Annotated in this window: 17 protein-coding genes and 1 pseudogene; 8 read left to right on the plus strand and 10 right to left on the minus strand. The window is 63.9% G+C overall.

Features of this window, described 5'->3' with window-relative positions; all coding sequences use genetic code 11:
• Nucleotides 1-12: 12 nt before the first annotated feature.
• The 9 genes and pseudogenes from NG701_RS01785 to NG701_RS01825 form a co-directional block, all read right to left on the minus strand.
• Nucleotides 13-1,455, minus strand: a complete 1,443-nt coding sequence (locus NG701_RS01785) for a sugar porter family MFS transporter (protein WP_252563950.1) — start codon at nt 1,453-1,455, stop codon at nt 13-15.
• Between the two features lie 32 nt (nt 1,456-1,487).
• Nucleotides 1,488-2,360, minus strand: a complete 873-nt coding sequence (locus tag NG701_RS01790) for a sugar phosphate isomerase/epimerase family protein (RefSeq protein ID WP_056346707.1) — start codon at nt 2,358-2,360, stop codon at nt 1,488-1,490.
• A 114-nt stretch (nt 2,361-2,474) separates the two neighbouring features.
• Nucleotides 2,475-3,488, minus strand: coding sequence for a Gfo/Idh/MocA family protein (locus NG701_RS01795; protein WP_252563952.1), 1,014 nt, complete (start codon nt 3,486-3,488; stop codon nt 2,475-2,477).
• A gap of 28 nt (nt 3,489-3,516) precedes the next feature.
• The gene (locus NG701_RS01800; protein ID WP_252563954.1) at nt 3,517-4,434 is read right to left on the minus strand and encodes a sugar phosphate isomerase/epimerase family protein; all 918 of its coding nucleotides are present in this window, start codon (nt 4,432-4,434) and stop codon (nt 3,517-3,519) included.
• A gap of 178 nt (nt 4,435-4,612) precedes the next feature.
• Nucleotides 4,613-6,121, minus strand: a pseudogene (locus tag NG701_RS01805) (CoA-acylating methylmalonate-semialdehyde dehydrogenase); the annotation flags it as partial.
• Between the two features lie 29 nt (nt 6,122-6,150).
• Entirely contained in the window at nt 6,151-8,079 is a 1,929-nt protein-coding gene (gene iolD / locus NG701_RS01810) for a 3D-(3,5/4)-trihydroxycyclohexane-1,2-dione acylhydrolase (decyclizing) (RefSeq protein WP_252563958.1), read from the minus strand.
• A 34-nt stretch (nt 8,080-8,113) separates the two neighbouring features.
• Nucleotides 8,114-9,037 carry a Cgl0159 family (beta/alpha)8-fold protein gene (locus NG701_RS01815; RefSeq protein ID WP_252563961.1) on the minus strand — a complete coding sequence of 308 codons (924 nt, stop codon included), beginning with the start codon at nt 9,035-9,037 and terminating at the stop codon, nt 8,114-8,116.
• Nucleotides 9,034-10,068 carry a 5-dehydro-2-deoxygluconokinase gene (gene iolC, locus NG701_RS01820; RefSeq protein ID WP_058932781.1) on the minus strand — a complete coding sequence of 345 codons (1,035 nt, stop codon included), beginning with the start codon at nt 10,066-10,068 and terminating at the stop codon, nt 9,034-9,036. The genes NG701_RS01815 and iolC overlap by 4 nt, the downstream gene beginning before the upstream one ends.
• 187 nt (nt 10,069-10,255) lie before the next feature.
• A complete protein-coding gene (locus tag NG701_RS01825; RefSeq protein ID WP_252564112.1) occupies nt 10,256-10,660 on the minus strand; it encodes a tautomerase family protein in 405 nt (134 codons plus the stop codon).
• 208 nt (nt 10,661-10,868) lie between these two features.
• On the opposite strand from NG701_RS01825, the gene NG701_RS01830 reads away from it, so the two are divergent.
• From NG701_RS01830 to rbsD, 8 genes are all read left to right on the plus strand, one after another.
• Nucleotides 10,869-11,192, plus strand: a complete 324-nt coding sequence (locus NG701_RS01830) for an ArsR/SmtB family transcription factor (protein ID WP_252563964.1) — start codon at nt 10,869-10,871, stop codon at nt 11,190-11,192.
• A complete protein-coding gene (locus tag NG701_RS01835; RefSeq protein ID WP_252563966.1) occupies nt 11,189-11,671 on the plus strand; it encodes an SRPBCC family protein in 483 nt (160 codons plus the stop codon). The genes NG701_RS01830 and NG701_RS01835 overlap by 4 nt, the downstream gene beginning before the upstream one ends.
• 213 nt (nt 11,672-11,884) lie before the next feature.
• Nucleotides 11,885-12,916, plus strand: a complete 1,032-nt coding sequence (locus NG701_RS01840) for a LacI family DNA-binding transcriptional regulator (protein ID WP_252563969.1) — start codon at nt 11,885-11,887, stop codon at nt 12,914-12,916.
• A gap of 1 nt (nt 12,917) precedes the next feature.
• Nucleotides 12,918-14,471 (plus strand): sugar ABC transporter ATP-binding protein, encoded by a 1,554-nt coding sequence (locus NG701_RS01845; protein ID WP_252563972.1) that lies wholly within the window; start codon nt 12,918-12,920, stop codon nt 14,469-14,471.
• Between the two features lie 62 nt (nt 14,472-14,533).
• A complete protein-coding gene (locus NG701_RS01850; protein ID WP_252563974.1) occupies nt 14,534-15,505 on the plus strand; it encodes an ABC transporter permease in 972 nt (323 codons plus the stop codon).
• Between the two features lie 61 nt (nt 15,506-15,566).
• A complete protein-coding gene (locus NG701_RS01855) occupies nt 15,567-16,511 on the plus strand; it encodes a substrate-binding domain-containing protein (protein WP_252563976.1) in 945 nt (314 codons plus the stop codon).
• Entirely contained in the window at nt 16,508-17,434 is a 927-nt protein-coding gene (locus tag NG701_RS01860) for a ribokinase (RefSeq protein ID WP_252563979.1), read from the plus strand. The genes NG701_RS01855 and NG701_RS01860 overlap by 4 nt, the downstream gene beginning before the upstream one ends.
• Nucleotides 17,431-17,814: a D-ribose pyranase gene (rbsD, locus tag NG701_RS01865; protein ID WP_252563982.1), complete on the plus strand. Its 384-nt coding sequence runs from the start codon at nt 17,431-17,433 to the stop codon at nt 17,812-17,814. The genes NG701_RS01860 and rbsD overlap by 4 nt, the downstream gene beginning before the upstream one ends.
• A gap of 87 nt (nt 17,815-17,901) precedes the next feature.
• On the opposite strand, the gene sucD is transcribed toward rbsD, so the two are convergent.
• The gene (gene sucD / locus NG701_RS01870) at nt 17,902-18,804 is read right to left on the minus strand and encodes a succinate--CoA ligase subunit alpha (protein ID WP_058929951.1); all 903 of its coding nucleotides are present in this window, start codon (nt 18,802-18,804) and stop codon (nt 17,902-17,904) included.
• Between the last annotated feature and the right edge of the window lie 3 nt (nt 18,805-18,807).

The following is an 18,807-nucleotide window of genomic DNA, read 5'->3' on the forward strand; positions in this document are numbered from 1 at the left end:
TGCGGCGTCACCTTAGACAGACACGCCTGAGCGCTGCTTGAACAGGTGCTCGAGCTCCTCCAGGGACTTATCCTTGGTCTCCGGAACGACGCGCTTGACCCAGACAATGGCACTCAGCTGCAGTGCCACGAAGATGAAGAACGTCGCCGAAACCCCGATCCACGAGACCATCTGCGGGAAGAAGAACCCGATCAGGAAGTTGATCATCCAAAGCACAAAGACGCAGATGCCCATCGCGATGCCGCGGACGTGCATGGGGAATATCTCGGACATGGTGAGCCAGGTGACAGTGCCGATGCAGCCCTGCATGGAAGCCAGGAATGTCACCATGAACAGCAGCACTAGGTAGCCGCGCAACGTGCTCTCCGGCAGGAGCATGGAGACGAGCGCGATGGCCGTCAGGGACGACGCCGTGCCGCACAGTCCCACGATCAGCATGGGCTTGCGGGGCACCCGCGTCATCAGATACATGCCAACGACGACGGCCGCCACCGACGTGACGCCGTTGAGGACGTTGGCAATCAGGGCGCCTTGGTCGCCGAATCCGGACGAGGACAGGATGGACGTCCCGTAGTACATGATGGCGTTGACGCCGCTGATCTGGTTGATGATCGCCATGCCCAGGCCCACCACGAAGATCCTGCGGATCCACGGAACGGTGAGATCCTTGAACGTGCCCATCCTGGCCTGGTAATCCTCCCGGGCTGCCTGCCGCACCTCGTCGAACTCCGCGGAGACGTCGCCGGCGGCGCGGGTGGAGCGCAGCACCTCAAGGACGGCCCCGAAGCGGCCGGCCGACGCCAGCCAGCGCGGGCTCTCCGGCAGGACCAGCATGCCGAACCACAGGACCACGGCCGGGAGCGTGGCGATAACCAGCATCCAGCGCCACACGTGCGTTTCTTCGGGGAAAGCGTTGCCGAGTACTGCATTGAAGGTGAAGGCCAGGAACTGGCCCGTGACGATCATCAGCTCGTTTTGGGTGACGATGCGGCCGCGTTGGGCCGCCGGGGACATTTCCGCGAGGTACACGGGGACAATCACGGAGGCGCCGCCCACGGCCAGGCCCAGGAATGTCCGGGCCGCGATGAGCAGCTCCGTGTTCGGCGAGATGGTGCAGGCGATGGTGGCCATGACGAAGATAAGGGCCAGTCCCATGATGGTCTTACGCCGGCCGAAGCGGTCCGAGAGCCGGCCTGCGCTGATGGCGCCGAAGGCCGCGCCGAACAGGAGCGTGGACGTGACCAGCCCTTCGGTGAGCGGCGTCAGTCCGAGGTCCCGCTGCATAAACGGCAAGGCGCCGTTGATGACGCCGGTGTCGTAGCCGAACAGGAGCCCGCCGAACGTGGAGAAGAGCGCCACCTTCCGCATGAACTTCTTCGGATTTGCCGGTTTGGCCGGGTTGTTCGGCTTGGTGGTGCCGGGCGCGTCGGATTGGACTGTGCCGGGATTCGTCATGGTTCCGTTGCTTTGGTCCGTCTTCCCCACCACTACTTGGCCTGAGCGACGTAGTTGCGCATTGTCTCCAGCTGGTAGCGGGACACGTCCTCGGCGTTGTCGTCTTCGGCGAAGACACTGGACACCATGACGGTGTTGTCCTTGTCCAGGAAGCCGATTTCCTTGAGCCCGCCGAAGAACTCGTCCCAGTTCACGTCGCCGTCGCCGATCTTCAGGTGCTGGTGCACCCGCACGGCGTTTCCGGGCGGATTCGTGATGTAGCGCAGGCCGTGGGAGGCGTGATGGTCCATGGTGTCCGAGACGTGGACCAGGCGCAGCCTGTCCCCCGCTGCCCGCATGATTTCAAGGGGCTTGTTGCCCATGTGGAACGAGTGCGAGGCAACATAGACCATGCCGATGTTGGGCGAGTTGATGCCACGGATGACGCGGATGGCGGCCAGGCCGTCTTCGACGAAGTCGTCCGGGTGCGGGTCGATCAGGACATCCAGGCCCTCCCGCTCGATGATCGGCAGCAGCTCTTCCATGGAGCGGTAGAATGCGCGCTCGGATTCTTCGGCCTTTTCGGGGCGGCCGCTGAATTCGGTGTTCATGGTGCTGACGCCAAGGTCCACGGCAATTTGGATGGCGCGCTTCCAGTAGCGGACCGCTGCCTCGCGGGCATCCTCGTCCGGACCCGACCAGCGCAGCACGGGAAGCACCGACGCGATTTCGACGCCGGCATCCTTGCAGGCCTTGTTCATCTGGGCCACAAGCTCATCGTCGGCTTTGGGGTGGTTGTAAAACGGGATCATGTCCGCGTGCGGAGTCAGCTGCAGGTACTTGTAACCGAGATCGGCGGCCACGCGCGGAAATTCCAGCAGGCTGTGGCTGTGGTGGAACGGGGTGGGGTCCAGGGCGATTTTCATGGTCACTCCTTTGTGAATGAGTCAGTGATCTAACTGAGTTTTTGTCCAGATAATGCGCCGAAAGGGCCTCAAAGTCGCATTATCTGGACAAAAACTACGGGAGCGGGCGGGGCTTTAGCTGTAAAGGTCCGGCTTAGCGTTCAGCTGGACCTTGACCTTTTCGCCCGACTTCTGGGCCTCGACGCCGGCCTCGCAGCAGGCTGCGGTGGCGTAGCCGTCCCAGGCGGTGGGGCCGCCGATTTCGCCGCGGCGGGCAGCGTCCGCCCAGGCCTGGACCTCGACGTCGTACGCTGCGCCGAAGCGCTCCTCGAAGCCGGGGGTGACGTTCCCGCCCCAGCGGCCGGCGCTGCGGGTGTAGGGTCCTTTGTCCCCGCCGATGCTAACGATGCCGTCCTCGAACGAGGCCTGGGTGGCCACTTCGTAGCCGAACTTGGCGTTGACGTAGATCTCGACGTCGGCCAGGACGCCGGATTCGGTTTCGAGCAGTACGTGCTGCGGATCGTGCTGGCCGCTCGGGGCGTTGCGGGTGGCCTTGCCCAGGCGGACCTGCACGGAGGTGATTTCCTCGCCGGTGAAGAAGCGGATGGCGTCGAACTCGTGGACCACGGAGTCGTTGATCAGCATCTCGTTGGTGAAGCCGGCAGGCGTGGTGGGGTTGCGGTGCTGGTGGTGGAGCATCAGCAGCTCGCCCAGTTCGCCGTCGCGGATGACGGAGCCCAGGGCGGCGTATTCGGCGTCGAAGCGGCGCATGAAGCCCACCTGGATGCGCTTGTGTCCCAGCGCCGTTTCGGCCTGGACAACTTTCCACGCACTTTCGGCGTCAGGGGTGAGCGGCTTTTCGCACAGGATCGGGAAGCCCTTCTCCAGTGCCTTGTACAAGATTTCCTCGTGGAGGAAGCCCGGCGTGGCGATCAGCACGGCGTTGACGTCGCCGTTGTTCAGTGCCTCGTCGGCGCTGGCCAGGGCCACGGCGCCGTCGATCCCTTCGATGGCGGCCTGCGCCCGGGAGAGGTCGACGTCGACGACGGCGGCCACTTCGGCGCCGTGGATGCGGGTGCTGAGCCGCTTGATGTGGTCGGCGCCCATGCGGCCCGCGCCGATAACGGCAACGCGGAGAGTATCAGTCATTGTTCTGTCCTTTAGGTATCAGGGGGTACTAGCTGACCCTGGTGCGGGAGCCGCACGAGAGCAGGTAGTTGCGGGTGCGCTTGGCAATGGGCATCGGGACGTCGAAGGCCACTGGGTACATGTCCTGTTCCACGATGCCGAAGATCGGACGGTTGAGTCCTTCGACCGCCTCGATGACCGCACGCAGGTCCGGAAGACCGTTGGGCGGTTCGGTCATGACGCCGGCCAGGTTGGCAGCGGCCCACGTCATGTTTTCCGCATTGACCTTCTTGAGGATGTCCGGGTTGATCTGCTTCAGGTGCAGGTAGCCGATGCGGTCCGGGTAGTTCTTGATCAGCTCAAGGCTGGACGCTCCGCAGTACTCGGCGTGGCCGGTGTCCAGGCACAGATTCAGGTATTCGGGGTCCGTTGAGGCCAGCAGGGTCTCGATGTCCTGCTGCGCGCCAACGTGCGAATCGGCGTGTGAGTGGAACTGCTGCTTCAGGCCGAAGTCCTCCAGCAGGACTTTGCCCATGCGGTTGTGGCCGGCGAAGAGGTCAGCCCACTGTTCCTGTGAGAGCTCGCCGTTCTCCACTGCCTCACCGGTGACATCGTCGCGCCACATGGCGGGAATGACCACAATGTGCTCGCCGCCCATGGCTGCCGTCAGTTCGGCCACCTTGCGGGCCGGCTCCCAGGCTTCGTAATATTGCTTGGCGCCGCGGTGGAATGCCGTGAAGACCGTCCCTGCGGTGACCTTCAGATCGCGGGCCTTGAGCTCCTCGGCCAGCCGCGTGGGATCGTTCGGCAGGTAGCCGTAGGGGCCCAGTTCGATCCACTTGTAGCCGGATTCGGCCACTTCGTCGAGGAACCGTTCCCACGGGGTCTGCTTGGGGTCGTCGGCGAACCAGACGCCCCAGGAGTCCGGCGCGGTGCCGATGATGAGTTTGTTCTCTTTGTCTGTCATGACAGCGTTGTCTTTTCTGTGTTGTCGGGCCGGTAGGGTCGGGCGTGGGTCAGTCCCGCCGTCCGCGCCCTTCGGAAGCATCGTCGGCCCGTCCAGGGACGGCGTCCTCTCCTACGGCCAGCTCGTCAGGGAGTCCCTCCGCGATTCCATCGTGCCGGACTTGGTGGCTGTCGTCGGCGTGGGAGGGAAAGTTGTAGGAGGCGCCGGAGGCGTGGCTGGCTTCAGGCCAGCGTGACGTGATGACTTTGCCGCGGGTGTAGAAGGAGACGCCTTCGGGGCCGTAGATGTGCTTGTCGCCGAAGAGTGAGGCTTTCCAGCCGCCGAAGGAGTGGTAGGCGACCGGTACGGGCAGGGGCACGTTGATGCCGATCATGCCGACGGTGACGGAGCGCTGGAATTTGCGGGCGTTGGCGCCGGAGGAGGTGAAGATGGCGGTGCCGTTGCCGTAGGGGTTGGCGTTGATCAGGGCGATGCCTGCGTCCAGGTCCTCCACCCGGACCACGACGAGGACCGGTCCGAAGATTTCCTCCGTGTAGGCGGTCATTTCGGTCTTGACGTGGTCCAGGACGGTGGGGCCGACCCAGAAGCCTTCCTTGTGGCCGGGGACCACCAGGTCGCGGCCGTCCACCACCATCGCCGCTCCCGCAGCTTCGGCTTCGGTGACGATCCGGACGATGCGTTCCTTGGAGGCCGGGGTGATGACCGGGCCCATTTCGGCGTCGGGAGCGGTGCCGTTGTTGACCTTGACGGCGAGCGCGCGCTCCTCGACCTTTTTCACGATCAGGTCTGCGGCGTCACCGACGGCGACGGCCACGGAGATGGCCATGCAGCGCTCCCCGGCGGAGCCGAACGCTGCGGCGGCGAGGTGGTCTGCCGCGTTGTCCAGGTCGGCGTCGGGCATGATGATGGCGTGGTTCTTCGCGCCGCCCAGGGCCTGGACGCGCTTGCCGTGCTTGGTGGCGGTCTCGTGGACGTACTGGGCGATCGGGGTGGAACCCACGAAGGAGATGCCATCCACGTCAGGGTGGGTCAGGAGACCCTCGACGGTTTCCTTGTCGCCGTGCAGGACCTGGAAGACGCCGTCGGGCAGGCCTGCCTGCTTCCACAGCTTGGCCAGTAGCATCGACGCGGAGGGGTCCCGCTCGGAGGGCTTGAGGATGAAGGCATTGCCGGTGGCGATGGCCATCGGCGCCATCCACAGCGGCACCATGACCGGGAAGTTGAACGGGGTGATGCCGGCGACGACGCCCAGGGGCTCGCGGAACGAGAAGACGTCGATCCCGGTGGAGACCTGGTCGGAGTAGTCGCCCTTGAGCAGTTGCGGAATGCCGCAGGCGAACTCGATGACCTCCAGGCCGCGGCCGATCTCGCCCTTGGCGTCGGAGAGGACCTTGCCGTGCTCGGCGGTGATCAGCTCGGCGAGCTCGCCAACATGGGACGCGACGAGCTCGCGGAACTTGAAGAGCACTGCGGTGCGCTTGGCCAGGGAGATGTCACCCCAGGAGTCGGCGGCGGCACGGGCAGCGGCAACAGTGGCATCGAGGTCCGCCCGGTTGGCCAGCCGCAGCTCGCCGGAGACGGCGCCCGTGGCCGGGTTGTAGACCGGCTGGGTGCGGGTGCCAACGCCGGCGGTCTCTGCCCCGTTGATGAAGTGGTTGATGGTGGTGGTGACGGTCGTCGTTGACATGGTGTTGGACTTCCTTTGGTCTGTGGGGTCTAACCGAGCAGTTTGCGCTGGCGGTTCTTGTGGTCGGTATAGGTCTTGAAGGCCTGCTGCGTGGAGTCGAGGTCCGAGACCTGGGAGACCGGAACGTCCCACCAGGACTCGGAGCTGGGCGCGTCCAGCAGCGGATCGGATTCGACGTGGATCAGGATGGGCCCGCTGCGTTCAGGCGCGGCCTTGGCGTCCCGGATGGCCTGCTCGAGTTCGGCAATGACCTTCTCCCCCGGTTCGATCCGGATCACCTTCACGCCGAGGCTTTCGGCGTTCAGGGCCAGGTCCACCGGCAGGGTCTCGCCTTCGTCGAAGCTGTGCTGCTCCTCGTTCAGCGCCCGGTACTGGGTGCCGAACCGCTGCGAACCCAGCATCTCGGACAGGGATCCAATGGAGGCGTAGCCGTGGTTCTGGATCAGGACCACAATCAGCTTGATCCGTTCGGCGACGGCGGTCACCAGTTCGGTGTGCATCATCAGGTAGGAACCGTCCCCCACCATGACCACAACGTCGCGCTGCGCCCCGCCGCGCGCGGCCTCTGCCAGCGCTGCACGCTTGACGCCTAGCCCGCCGGGGATTTCGTAGCCCATGCAGGAGTACGCGTATTCCACGTGGTATCCGAAGGGGTCCCGGACGCGCCACATCTTGTGCAGGTCACCGGGCAGGGAGCCTGCGGCGCAGATGACGACGTCCGCCGCGTCCATGGCCCGGGACGTGGCGCCGATGATCTCGTTCTGGGCCGGCAGCGGGGTGAAGCGGGTATCGAAGGCTTCGTCCACCGTGGCGTCCCAGCGCTTCTTCTCCGCGGCGATCGTCGCTTCGAGGTCCGCTCCGATACGGTAGCCGCCCAAGGCCTGGTTCAGCTTGACCAGTGCCTTGCGGGCGTCCGCCACGATCGGCAGCGAAGTGCCATGCTTGTACGCGTCGATGGCGGCGACGTTGATGTTGATGAACTTTACGTCGGGGTTCTGGAACGCGGTCCGCGAGGCAGTGGTGAAGTCCTCATAGCGCGTACCGATGCCGATGATCAGGTCCGCCTCGGCAGCGATGGCGTTGGCCGCCGTCGTGCCGGTGGAACCGATGGCCCCGAGCGAGAACTTGTGGTCCCACGGCAGGACGCCGACGCCGGCCTGGGTGTTGCCCACCGGGATGCCCGTCAGCTCGGCGAACGTCGCCAGCTCCTCGTTGGCGTAGGCGTAGAGGACGCCGCCGCCGGCGATGATCAGCGGGCGCTTCGCGGCACGGATGGCCTCAGCGGCGCGGCGGATGTCCTCGTCTTCGGCCTCGGGGCGGCGGATGCGCCACTCGCGTTCGGCCAGGAACTCCTCAGGCACGTCGAAGGCCTCGGCCTGGACGTCCTGCGGCAGCGAGATGGTCACGGCACCGGTCTCGGCCGGATCCGTCAGGACGCGCAGGCCGTGGTGGAAGGCCGAGAACAGCTGTTCCGGGCGGGCGACCCGGTCGAAGAACTTGGACAGCGGGCGGAAGGCGTCGTTGACCGTGATGTCGTAGGCGTAGGGCTGCTCCAGCTGCTGCAGGACCGGGTCCGCGGCGCGGGTGGCGAAAGTGTCACTCGGCAGCAGCAGCACCGGCAGGCGGTTGGTGGTGGCCAGCGCGGCGCCGGTGAGGAGGTTCGAGGAACCCGGACCGATGGAGGTGCTGATCGCGAACGTCTGGCGGCGCCGGGTGTGGCGTGCGTAGCCGACGGCCTGGTGCACCTGGGCCTGCTCGTTGCGGCCCTGGTAATACGGCATGATGCTCGGATCGAGCTGCTGGTACTGCTTCAACGCCTGGCCGACGCCGGCAACGTTGCCGTGGCCGAAGATGCCGAACGTCCCCGGAATCAGCCGTTCCCGGTACTCAGCGCCCCCGATGGAATCGACCGTGTACTGCCGGGAAAGGTACTCGACGACGGCCTGGGCGACTGTCATTCTGCGTGTTGCTGTTCCTGTACTCATTGAGACGTTACTCCGATACTTTCGCTGATGACTGCAGCACCGGCGACTTGAGCAGCGAGGCGGCGGTGGCGACGGCGCCTGCCACATCGCCGTCGGCCGGGTACAGCAACGTCCGCCCCACGGTGAGGCCCTGGACGCCGGGCAGGGCCAGGGCGGCCTGCCAGCTGGCGAAGACCTCGTCCTGGGTGCCTTCCGGGTCCCCGCCGAGGAGCACGGTGGGCAACGTGGTGGCCGCCATGACGCGTTCCATCTCGGCCACTACGGGCAGCTTCATCCAGGTGTAGGCGCTCGTGGAGCCCAGGCCCTGGGCGATCGCGATGGACTTGATGACCCCGTCCGGGCTGAGGTCGTTGCGGACCTTGCCGTTCTGCCAGATCGAGAGGAACGGTTCCACCATGGCGATCAGCTTGCGTGCGGCGAGGGAGTCGACGGCCCGAGCCGTGGCTTCCAGGGCGGAGGCGGTGTCCGGGTCGCCGAGGCAGATGCGGGTCAGCATCTTGCCGCCGTCGGCGCCCAGGGCTTCCAAGGCTGCGGCCGTGTGGCCGGTGAAGCGGTCATCGATTTCGTTGACGAGCCCGGCCAGGCCACCGCGGTTCATCGAGCCGAAGACCAGCTTGCCTTCGAGCGCCCCCAGCAGGAGCAGGTCGTCCATGATGTCCGGGGACGCGAGGACACCGTCGACGGCGGGATTCGCCAGGGCGATCTGCAGGCGGTCCAACAAATCGCGGCGGTCCGCCATGGCCACCGGATCGTTCCCCACGGAGAGGGCTCCGCGGGCGGGGTGGTCGGCGGCAACGATGAAGTTCTGCACACCGTACTTCAGCCCCGGATGGCGCCGGCGGGTGGCTGCCGCGCGGGCAACGGCGTCGGGGTCTTCGAGCCGGAGGGCGCTCAGGTGCTGGTAGCGGCGGGGATCATCGTTGGCGCTCAAGACGCTGCTCCTTCGGAAACTGTGGTGTGGGACGGGCGTGAGGCGGCGGCACCGGCCAGGGCGGGTACCAGGCGGCCGCGTTCGGCCAGCAGCGAGGTGACTTCCTCCGGCGTCGGCATGGCGTCGGCGCAGGAAAGACGGGAGGCCACAATGGCGCCCGCGGCGTTGGCGTAATCGAGGACCTGGGCCAGCGGCCAGCCGGACAGCAGTCCGTGGCAGAAGGCTCCACCAAACGAGTCGCCGGCACCAAGGCCGTTGAGGGTTTCCACCGGGACCGGCGCGGAGACAACGCGTTCGGTGCGGGTCTTTGCCATCACACCTTCCGGCCCAAGCTTGACGACGGCGATCTCGACGCCGGCGGCCAGCAGCCGGTCGGCCTGTTCGTCAGGGGTTCCTTCGCCCACGGCAACGGCGCATTCCTTGTCGTTGCCGATAGCCACCGTGACGTGCGGCAGGATCTTTGCAACCTCGGCCCGGGCTTCCTCTTCGGAAGCCCAGAACATGGGCCGGTAGTCCAGGTCCAGGATGGTGTACTGGCCTTCCTTGAGACCGGTCCGGGGACGGGCAGCATGGGCGGCCAGGTGGGCCTCGCGGCTGGGCTCCTGGCACAAACCAGTCACCGTCGACCAGAAGATCCCGGCCTCGCGGATGGCTACCAGGTCCAGCTCCGCGGCCTTGATCTGCAGGTCAGGCGCCGTGGGGAAACGCCCATAAAAGTAGAGCGGAAAATCATCCGGCGGCATAATGGCGCAGAACGTCACCGCGGTGGGCCATTCCTTCACCGGCGTAACGAATGTATCGTCCACGTTGAACTTGCGCAGTTCACGGTGGAGGTATTTTCCGAAGGCGTCGTCGCCGGTGCGCGTGATGACGCCTGCGTTGCGGCCATGCCGCGCCGCGGCCACGGCCACATTGGACGGGGAACCTCCGAGGTACTTTCCGAAGGACGTCACGTCCTCCAGATCCACCCCGATGTCGTTCGGGTAGATATCAACGCTGATGCGCCCGATCGTGAGCAGTTCGTGGGTCACGGTAATCGCGGACCTTTCTGGTTTGAGCTCCATACCCCTGTACTGCAAGAGCTAGAGCTCGGGTTCCTGGCCGGGCCCCCGTGAGCGGGGCCACAACCACTACCTTGCCCTAGAATCATTGTCCTGTCAAAGGTTTGTACTGACATATTTACAACCTGCACAACGCGCTGAATTCACGCCCTCGGGATCACTTCCGGGGGACCGCCAGTTCACCCGTGACGTACTGCGCCCGCCCGAAGCCGAACGACCAGTCACCGGCGGCATTCTCCACATATCCGATAAACACGTCCTCACCGGCAACATCAAGTTCCGCCAGTCGGTCGGCGATCGCCGCAAACAGCGATTGCTTGGCCGCCTGGCTCCGGCCGCTTTGGGTAAAGATCTGGATTATCACCACATCGGGGGTGCGCTCGAAGCCGAGTCCCGCATCCTGGGCGACAATCTGGCCCTGCGGATGCTCCGTGAGCACGTGGAAGTAATCGCGCTCCGGGATGGCATACTCCGCGAGGATGGCATCGTGGATTCCCCTACTCAGGCGCTGCAACTGTTCAGCAGTGCGCCCTTGATTAACATCGATTCGTACCAGCGGCATTTTTTCATCTCCCTGAAGTTTGTCCTGACATACTAACAAACTTTCGAGATAGCCTGCAAGGACAATCCCCAAAACACCCCTTCCCCGCAGGCAGGGCCGGGAGTGTGGTTAAACAACCAGATAGTTGATCAATAAATTCGTTTATTAACCGATCAAGAAAGGCCTGCAGCACGATGAACCCGACGACGGCACCCTGGACTCGGCCTTTATGGCCCTGGCCGACCCCGCGCGGCGGCGGATCATCGCCCGGCTCAGCCGCGGGCAGGCCACAGTTAACGAATTGGCGGAACCCTTCGCGATCACCAAACAGACGGTCTCGAAGCACATCCAGGTCCTTGAGCAGGCGGGGCTCGTCACCCGCAGCTGGGAAGCCCAGCGCCGGCCCGTCCACCTGAATCCCGCACGGCCGGAGGCTCTCACAGCGTGGATCGACCAGTACCGGCTGGTCCGCGAAGAGCAGTTCCGCAGCCTGGATGCCGTGCTCAGATCCAATGCCGCAACCGGCGGCAACCACCTAAAGGAATCATCATGAGCAATCCGCTGAATCTCACCATTCCTGAAGGACTCCCCTTCATCGACTTCGAGCGGGAGTTCGACTTCCCGGTGGCGGACGTCTTCCGCGCTCACAAGGACCCGGACCTCATCGTCCAGTGGCTCGGCCCGCGTGGCATGAAGATGGAACTCAACCACTTCGATTTCCGGACCGGCGGCAGCTACAGCTACGTACACACGGGGCCAGACGGCGTCGCCTACGAATTCAGCGGCGTCTATCACACCGTCCGCGAGAACGAATTCGCCATCCAGACCTTCGAATTCGACGGCTACCCCGACGTGGTCAGCATCGAGTTCCTCACCTTCGAGGATCTCGGCGAAGGCCGATCCCGCGTCCGGGGCCACTCCGTCTACCCCACGCAGGAGGCCCGCGACGGCATGGCGCAGTCCGGCATGGAAGGCGGCATGACCGAGGGCTACGAGCGGCTCGACGAACTGCTCAGCGGCGCCAAGGTCTAGAAAAGACCTTAAACGAGTACGACGGCGGCCGGCTACCTTCCCGGAGAAGGTAACCGGCCGTCGTTGTTGCCGGGAAAACCCATGGGCCTCAGTGATGCTTGACACTATCTGAGACCGTGATCTACACTCATGGAATCCATTCCATGGAAACGATTCCATGGACGACCTGGCAGGAATCAGTGCCGGGTAGGCCCACACGAAGGAGTGTCTGCGATGTCCACAGTCACCATCAAGGATGTCGCTGCCCTGGCCGGAGTCTCCCCTGCCACGGCATCACGGGTGCTGTCCGGACACCCCTCGACGTCCAGCGATTCCAGAGCAAAGGTTACCGCGGCCATCGAGCAGTTGGACTTCCGCCCCAACGCCCAGGCCCGCAGCCTCCGATCCACCAGAACCAATGTTGTTGGTCTCCTCGTCTCGGACGTGCGCAACCCCTTTTTCGCCGATCTGGCGCACGCAGTTGAGCAGGCAGCTCTTGAAGCGGGGTACGTCATCCTGCTCGGCAACGCCAACGAACTCGAAGACCAGCAGAACCGCTTCCTCGATACGCTCATTGATCAGCGTGTGGACGGTGTGATTGTGGCACCTCAAGGTGACGGCAGCAGTTCCATCCGTTCACTTCTCAACCGCGGGATCCCCATGGTTTTTATTGACCGAAGCGTGGAGGGTGTTGATGTCCCCAGCGTCACGACGGACAGCCGCGAGGGAATAAAGCAGGCTGTGGCGCACCTTGCGGACCAGGGGCACCGGCGGATCGGCTACATCGCCGGACCGCAATCGATTTCCACGGGCCGGGAGCGCTATGGCGCATACGCTGATGCGCTGCGTGCGGCTGGACTGGATGAGGACCCGGCGCTGACAGTATTCGGAGACTTCCAGATTGCCAGCGGCGCCGCCGCCACTGAACAGCTGCTTCAGCTCAACTACCCGCCCACGGCCATCCTCGCAGCCGACAGCCCCATGGCTGCCGGTTGCGTCTCCAAATTGCATGAGATAGGCCTGCGGATCGGCCATGATATTGCCCTCGTTGCGTTCGACAATATCGATTGGTTTGCTCTGCTCAATCCGCCGTTGAGCGTCATTTCGCACAGCGTTGAAGACATGGGCCGGATTGCCGTCGAGCTATTGGTGAACGTCATCGGCGGCGGCCAACCTGCTTCCGTCTCGCTGCCAAGTGAGCTCATCATCCGCGAGTCCTCCTCCCACCGCTTTCCGTCTCCGCTGAACCCCCAGAGGAATAACTGATATGACTGATCAATCCGCCAACCGCAACGCCGCGCAGAACCCGGGCCAGCCGCTGGTCACACTTAAAAACATCAGCAAGTCCTTCGGCCCAGTCGCTGTCATCAAAGGCGTCACCGTCAATGTCTATCCAGGCAAAGTACAGGTGCTCCTCGGTGAAAACGGCGCAGGAAAATCCACTCTGATCAAAATCATGGCCGGCGTTTACCAGCCGGATAACGGTCAGATTCTTATTGGCGGCAAGGCTGTCACGCTCCCCAATACCCGTGCGGCAGAAGCTCATGGCATTGCCACCATCCACCAGGAACTGAATCTGGTGCCCAGCATGAGTATTGCTGAGAACATCATGCTGGGGCGCACACCGAAGAAGTACGGCATGGTGGACCGGCGTGAATTGCGCCGCCAAGCCAAGGCTGCCCTGGACCGGATTGGTCTCAACGTTGACGTCGACACTTTGGTCGGTGAATTGGGAATCGCCCAGCAGCAGCTGGTGGAAATTGCCAAGGCGTTGAGTATTGACGCCCAGGTGCTGATTTTGGATGAGCCGACGGCGGCCCTTACCAAGCATGAAACAGAGAACCTGTTCCGGGTCGTCGAGGAGCTCCGGACGCACCAGGTGGGCATGCTGTTCATCAGCCATCATCTTGAGGAGATTGCCGAGATCGGCGATTCCGTCTGTGTCCTGCGCGACGGCGAGTTCATCGCCGAGGTGCCTGGCTCAACCCCCGAAGCCGAACTGGTCCGGCTGATGGTTGGCCGCAGCATCGACGAGCAGTTTCCTCGACGCGCTGAGGAGGACGCCGCAGCCCAGAACGTCCTCAGCGTCGAAGGACTGGGCTCGAAGGGTCGGTTCAGCGATATCTCCTTCAGCGTCAAGGCCGGCGAAATCGTCGGAATCGCAGGCCTGGTCGGAGCAGGGCGAACGGAGGTCATCCGCGCTATCGCCGGCGTCGACCGCCACGACGCCGGTACCGTGAGCATACGCGGCACGAGGCTCCCCAAAGGCGACGTCGGCGCGGCTATTGCTGCCGGCGTCGGTCACGTTCCCGAAGACCGTAAGGTCCAGGGGCTGGTACTGGACGCCTCCGTGAACGAAAACCTTGGCTACGCAACGTTGAAATCCAGCTCGAAGCTGGGCCTGGCGGACTTTGCCGGACAGCGACGCAAGGCCGAGGAGATTGCCAAGACCCTGCGGATCCGGATGCACAACATCGACCAACCCATCAGGTCCCTCTCCGGCGGCAACCAACAGAAAGCTGTCTTCGGCCGCTGGATCATGGCCGGCTCCACGGTTCTGCTGCTGGATGAGCCCACCCGCGGCGTCGATGTGGGGGCCAAAGTGGAAATTTACGAACTGATGAACCAGATCACGGCTGCCGGCGGCGCCGTCGTGATGGTGTCGAGCGAGCTTCCCGAAGTACTCGGAATGAGTGACCGCATTCTTGTGATGCGCGACGGCGAAATTGCCGGCGAACTCTCAGCCGCCGATGCCACGCAGGACGCCGTCATGACACTCGCCGCGCGGGATATGGACCCCCAAACGGATGTAAAGCCATGAACCAGGCCTCAACAACCCCACTGCACTCACAAGACGCGCCAAACCAGATAAGGAAACCCAAAATGTCAACAGCCACCCAGGCCCAGCCTAAGCCGGGCTTCGAGATCAAGAAGTTCCTGGCAAACAATGGCGCTCTGGTGGGCCTGTTGGTCTTGGCCCTCGCACTGTTCATCATCACCCCGGATTTCCTCACCGGCCCTAACCTCCTGAATATTGGCATTCAGGTTTCCACCATTGCCATCCTCGCGTTCGGCATGACCTTCGTCATTGTGGCCGGCGGGATTGACCTTTCAGTGGGCTCCGTGGCAGCCCTCAGCGCCATGGTCTCCGGATACATGTTCGTTTCCTCGGGACTCCCTGGTGGGCTCGCACTCCTGATCGGCCTGCTGACCGGCTTGGTGGTTGGCATGGTCAATGGCCTAGCCAGTTCCTACGGAAAACTGCCATCGTTCATCGCCACTTTGGCCATGCTCAGCATCGCCCGCGGCCTGACGCTCGTCATCTCGGACGGAAAGCCGATCAAAACCGCTCCGGAAGTTTCCTTTCTCGGCGGAAGCATTGGCCCTGTCCCCACACCCATCATTGTGATGGTCATCGCTGCCGGAGTCGCCTCCTTCATCCTGAACCGAACGGTCATTGGCCGCTCCATGTATGCCGTTGGCGGCAATGCCGAGGCTGCCCGGCTTTCCGGCCTGCCAGTCAAACAAATCACCGTGACCGTGTTCGCCTTGGCCGGGCTGTTCGCTGCCTTGGCCGGCCTGCTGCTCGCCGGCCGCTTGGACTCAGCCCAGCCGCAGGCCGCTGCGGGCTATGAACTTGACGCCATTGCCGCCGTCGTCATTGGTGGAGCATCGCTTGCAGGTGGTCTCGGGAGAATCTCCGGAACCATCGTCGGAGCACTCGTGCTCGTGGTCATCCGCAATGGCCTGAACCTGCTGAACGTCACATCGTTCTGGCAGCAAGTAGTGATCGGCCTGGTCATTGCCCTGGCCGTCGGCATCGACGTTCTTCGCCGCAAAACCCGCTCCAGTTAGCAACCTCCCGCGACTTTCATCTGCTCACAACAAACAACCTCCCAGGAAAAAGGAAAGAACAATGAAGCTCTCACTCCCCCGCACCGTGGCCATTGCAGCCACTGCCGCATTGCTCCTCACAGGAACCACAGCCTGCAACCGAGGCGGCGATTCTGCCACCGGCAGCAATCCCAAAGCAGTTCTGGCCCTTTCCACCTTGAACAACCCGTTCTTTGTTGAGGTCCGCGATGGCGCCTTGGCCGCAGCCAAGACGGCCAACATCCAGCTGGATGTTGTTGATGCCCAGAACGATTCAGCCACCCAGGCCAATCAGCTGGCCAACGCCCAGACGGCCGGTGCGAAAGCCGTGATCGTCAACCCGGTCGATTCAGACGCCGCTTCGGCATCCGTATCGGCCCTGACCAAAGCAAACATTCCCGTCGTGGCCGTGGACCGCACGGTTAACGGCGTGACCCTGAGCTCGCTCGTGGCCAGCGACAACGTCGCCGGCGGCAAGCAGGCTGCCATTGAACTCGCCACCGCACTGGGCAACAAGGGCAGCATCATCGTCCTCCAGGGTGTTGCCGGAACCTCCGCCAGCCGCGACCGCGGCGCCGGTTTCGCTGAGGGCATGAAGGCATTCCCGGACATCAAGATCGTGGCTCAGCAGACCGCCAACTTTGACCGGACTGCGGCCCTGGATGTCACCACCAACCTGTTGCAGGCCAACCCCGGCGTCACCGGTGTCTTCGCCGAGAATGACGAAATGGCTTTGGGCGCTGTCCAGGCACTGGGCGCCAAAGCAGGTGCCGATGTCAAGGTCGTAGGCTTTGACGGCACCAGGGATGGGCTTGCAGCCATCAAGAAGGGCACCCTCGTGGCCACCATTGCCCAGCAGCCGGCGAAATTGGGGCAGCTGGCAGTCGAGCAGATCGCCAAGATCCTCAAAGGTGAAAAGGTTGAAGCGGCCGTACCGGTAAGCGTTGTCACCGTGAACAAAGCCAACGTTGGCGAATTCAGCAAGTGACAGAACAGCAGGCCGGGAAAGTCACCGTAGTCGGTTCCATCAACATTGATCAGGTGGTCCGGGTAGGGCGCCATCCGCTCCCGGGCGAGACCCTGCTGGGCAGCTCTATCATGCTGCTGCCCGGCGGCAAAGGCGCCAATCAGGCCGTGGCCGCCGCTCAGTTGGGGGCCACTGTTAGCCTCGTTGGGGCGGTGGGAGGCGATGCAAGCGCCGCCCTGGCCACAAGTCTGCTGGGCAAGGCGGGCGTGGATCTAGGTGGTGTCAGGACGGTGGACGGCCCAACCGGGCTGGCGCTCATCTGTGTAGCGGACGGCGGCGAAAACACCATCGTGGTTATCCCCGGCGCCAACGCCTCGATGGACGCTCAAGCCGTTCAGGCTGCAGCGGCGCAGATAGCGGAAGCCGCCGTCGTGGTTTTGCAGGGTGAAATTCCCGCCGACGGAATCGCTGCAGCGGCCGCGTTGGCATCCGGCCGGGTGCTCTTGAATCTGGCTCCGGTTGTGTCCATTGACGTTGCCGTCATCCGCTCGGCAAATCCCCTGGTGGTCAATGAACACGAGGGCGAGCTGGTGCTTTCACAGCTGGATCCGGAGGCGGTAGATCCCGCCGATGACGAAGCATTGGTCAGTGCGCTCCGGGCGCAGGGCATAGCTTCAGTTGTGCTGACCCGAGGCGCCAGCGGCGCCATTTGTTCGGACGACGCCGGCACGTTCGTCGTGCCTGCCCCGCGGGTCAGCGCTGTGGACAGCTCCGGCGCAGGCGATGCTTTTGTCGGCGCCCTCAGCGTCCGCCTAGCTGCCGGAGAGTCGCTGCTGGACGCTTCGGCCTTTGCGGCCAAAGTCGGCGCCTTCGCGGTGCAGGGCCACGGAACCCAGCCTTCGTACCCGAAGCTGTCCGATCTCCTTCCGCAGCCGGCGCAGTGAAACGCGGCGGAATTCTGCATGCCGAGCTCAACGCGGCCGTGAGCCGCCTGGGGCACGGAGATCTGGTGCTGTTGGCGGACTGCGGCATGCCGGCGCCCGCCGGTGTTCCGGTGGTGGATCTGGCACTCATCCATGGTGTGCCCCGTTTCGAACAGGTACTGACTGCTCTCCTGGACGATCTCGTCTTTGAAGGCAGCATCATGGCCCAGGAGGTCCGCGGCACCGAGGCGGAAGGGTGGGTCAGCAGCCGCTTTGAGCAGGTGAGCTACGTCAGCCACAAGGAGCTCAAGGAGCTGTCCGGCTCTGCCAAACTGTTCATCCGCACGGGCGAGGCAACCCCGTACGCCAACGTTCTGCTCGAATGCGGCGTTCCCTTCTAGATTGATTTCCGCTTAAAGTTCAACGGCGGCTGCCCACCTTCGCTTCAAGAAGGTGGGCAGCCGCCGTTGTTATTTCTACAAACGGTGCTAGAGCGTTGCGAAAACTTCGCGCAGCAGCTTGGCGGTCTCGGACGGCGTTTTGCCGACCTTCACGCCGGCAGCCTCGAGGGCTTCCTTCTTGGCCTGGGCGGTTCCAGCGGAACCGGAGACGATGGCGCCGGCATGGCCCATGGTCTTGCCTTCGGGAGCGGTGAAGCCGGCAACGTAGCCAACAACCGGCTTGGTGACGTGTGCCTTGATGTAGTCGGCAGCACGCTCTTCAGCGTCGCCACCGATTTCGCCGATCATCACGATCGCCTTGGTCTCGGGGTCAGCTTCGAACGCGGCCAGGGCGTCGATGTGCGTGGTGCCGATGACGGGGTCGCCGCCGATGCCGATGGCGGTGGAGAAGCCCAGGTCGCGCAGTTCGTACATCATCTGGTAGGTCAGGGTTCCGGACTTGGAAACCAGGCCGATGGGGCCCTTGCCCGTGATGTTGGCCGGCGTGATGCCAACCAGCGCTTCGCCCGGCGTGATGATGCCGGGGCAGTTCGGGCCGATGATGCGGGTGACCTGCTTGCCGTCGGCGTCAACCGTGGACTGGGCCAGTGCCCAGAACTCGGCGGAATCCTGGACCGGCACGCCTTCGGTGATGACGACGACCAGGCCGATGCCTGCCTCGATGGCCTCAACCACGGCGTTCTTGGTGAATGCCGGCGGGACGAAGACGATGGAGACGTCGGCGCCGGTTTCAGCCATGGCTTCCTTCACGGTGCCAAAAACGGTGATCTCGGTGTCGCCGTGCAGGACCGTGGTGCCGGCCTTACGAGCGTTGACGCCACCAACAATGTTGGTGCCGGCCTTCAGCATCAGGGCGGTGTGCTTGGTGCCTTCGCCGCCGGTGATGCCCTGGACGATGACCTTGGAGTCCTTGTTCAGATAGATAGACATGGT

Origin of the sequence: Pseudarthrobacter cellobiosi, assembly GCF_023913815.1 — a bacterium.
GTDB classification, from domain to species: Bacteria; Actinomycetota; Actinomycetes; order Actinomycetales; family Micrococcaceae; genus Arthrobacter; species Arthrobacter cellobiosi.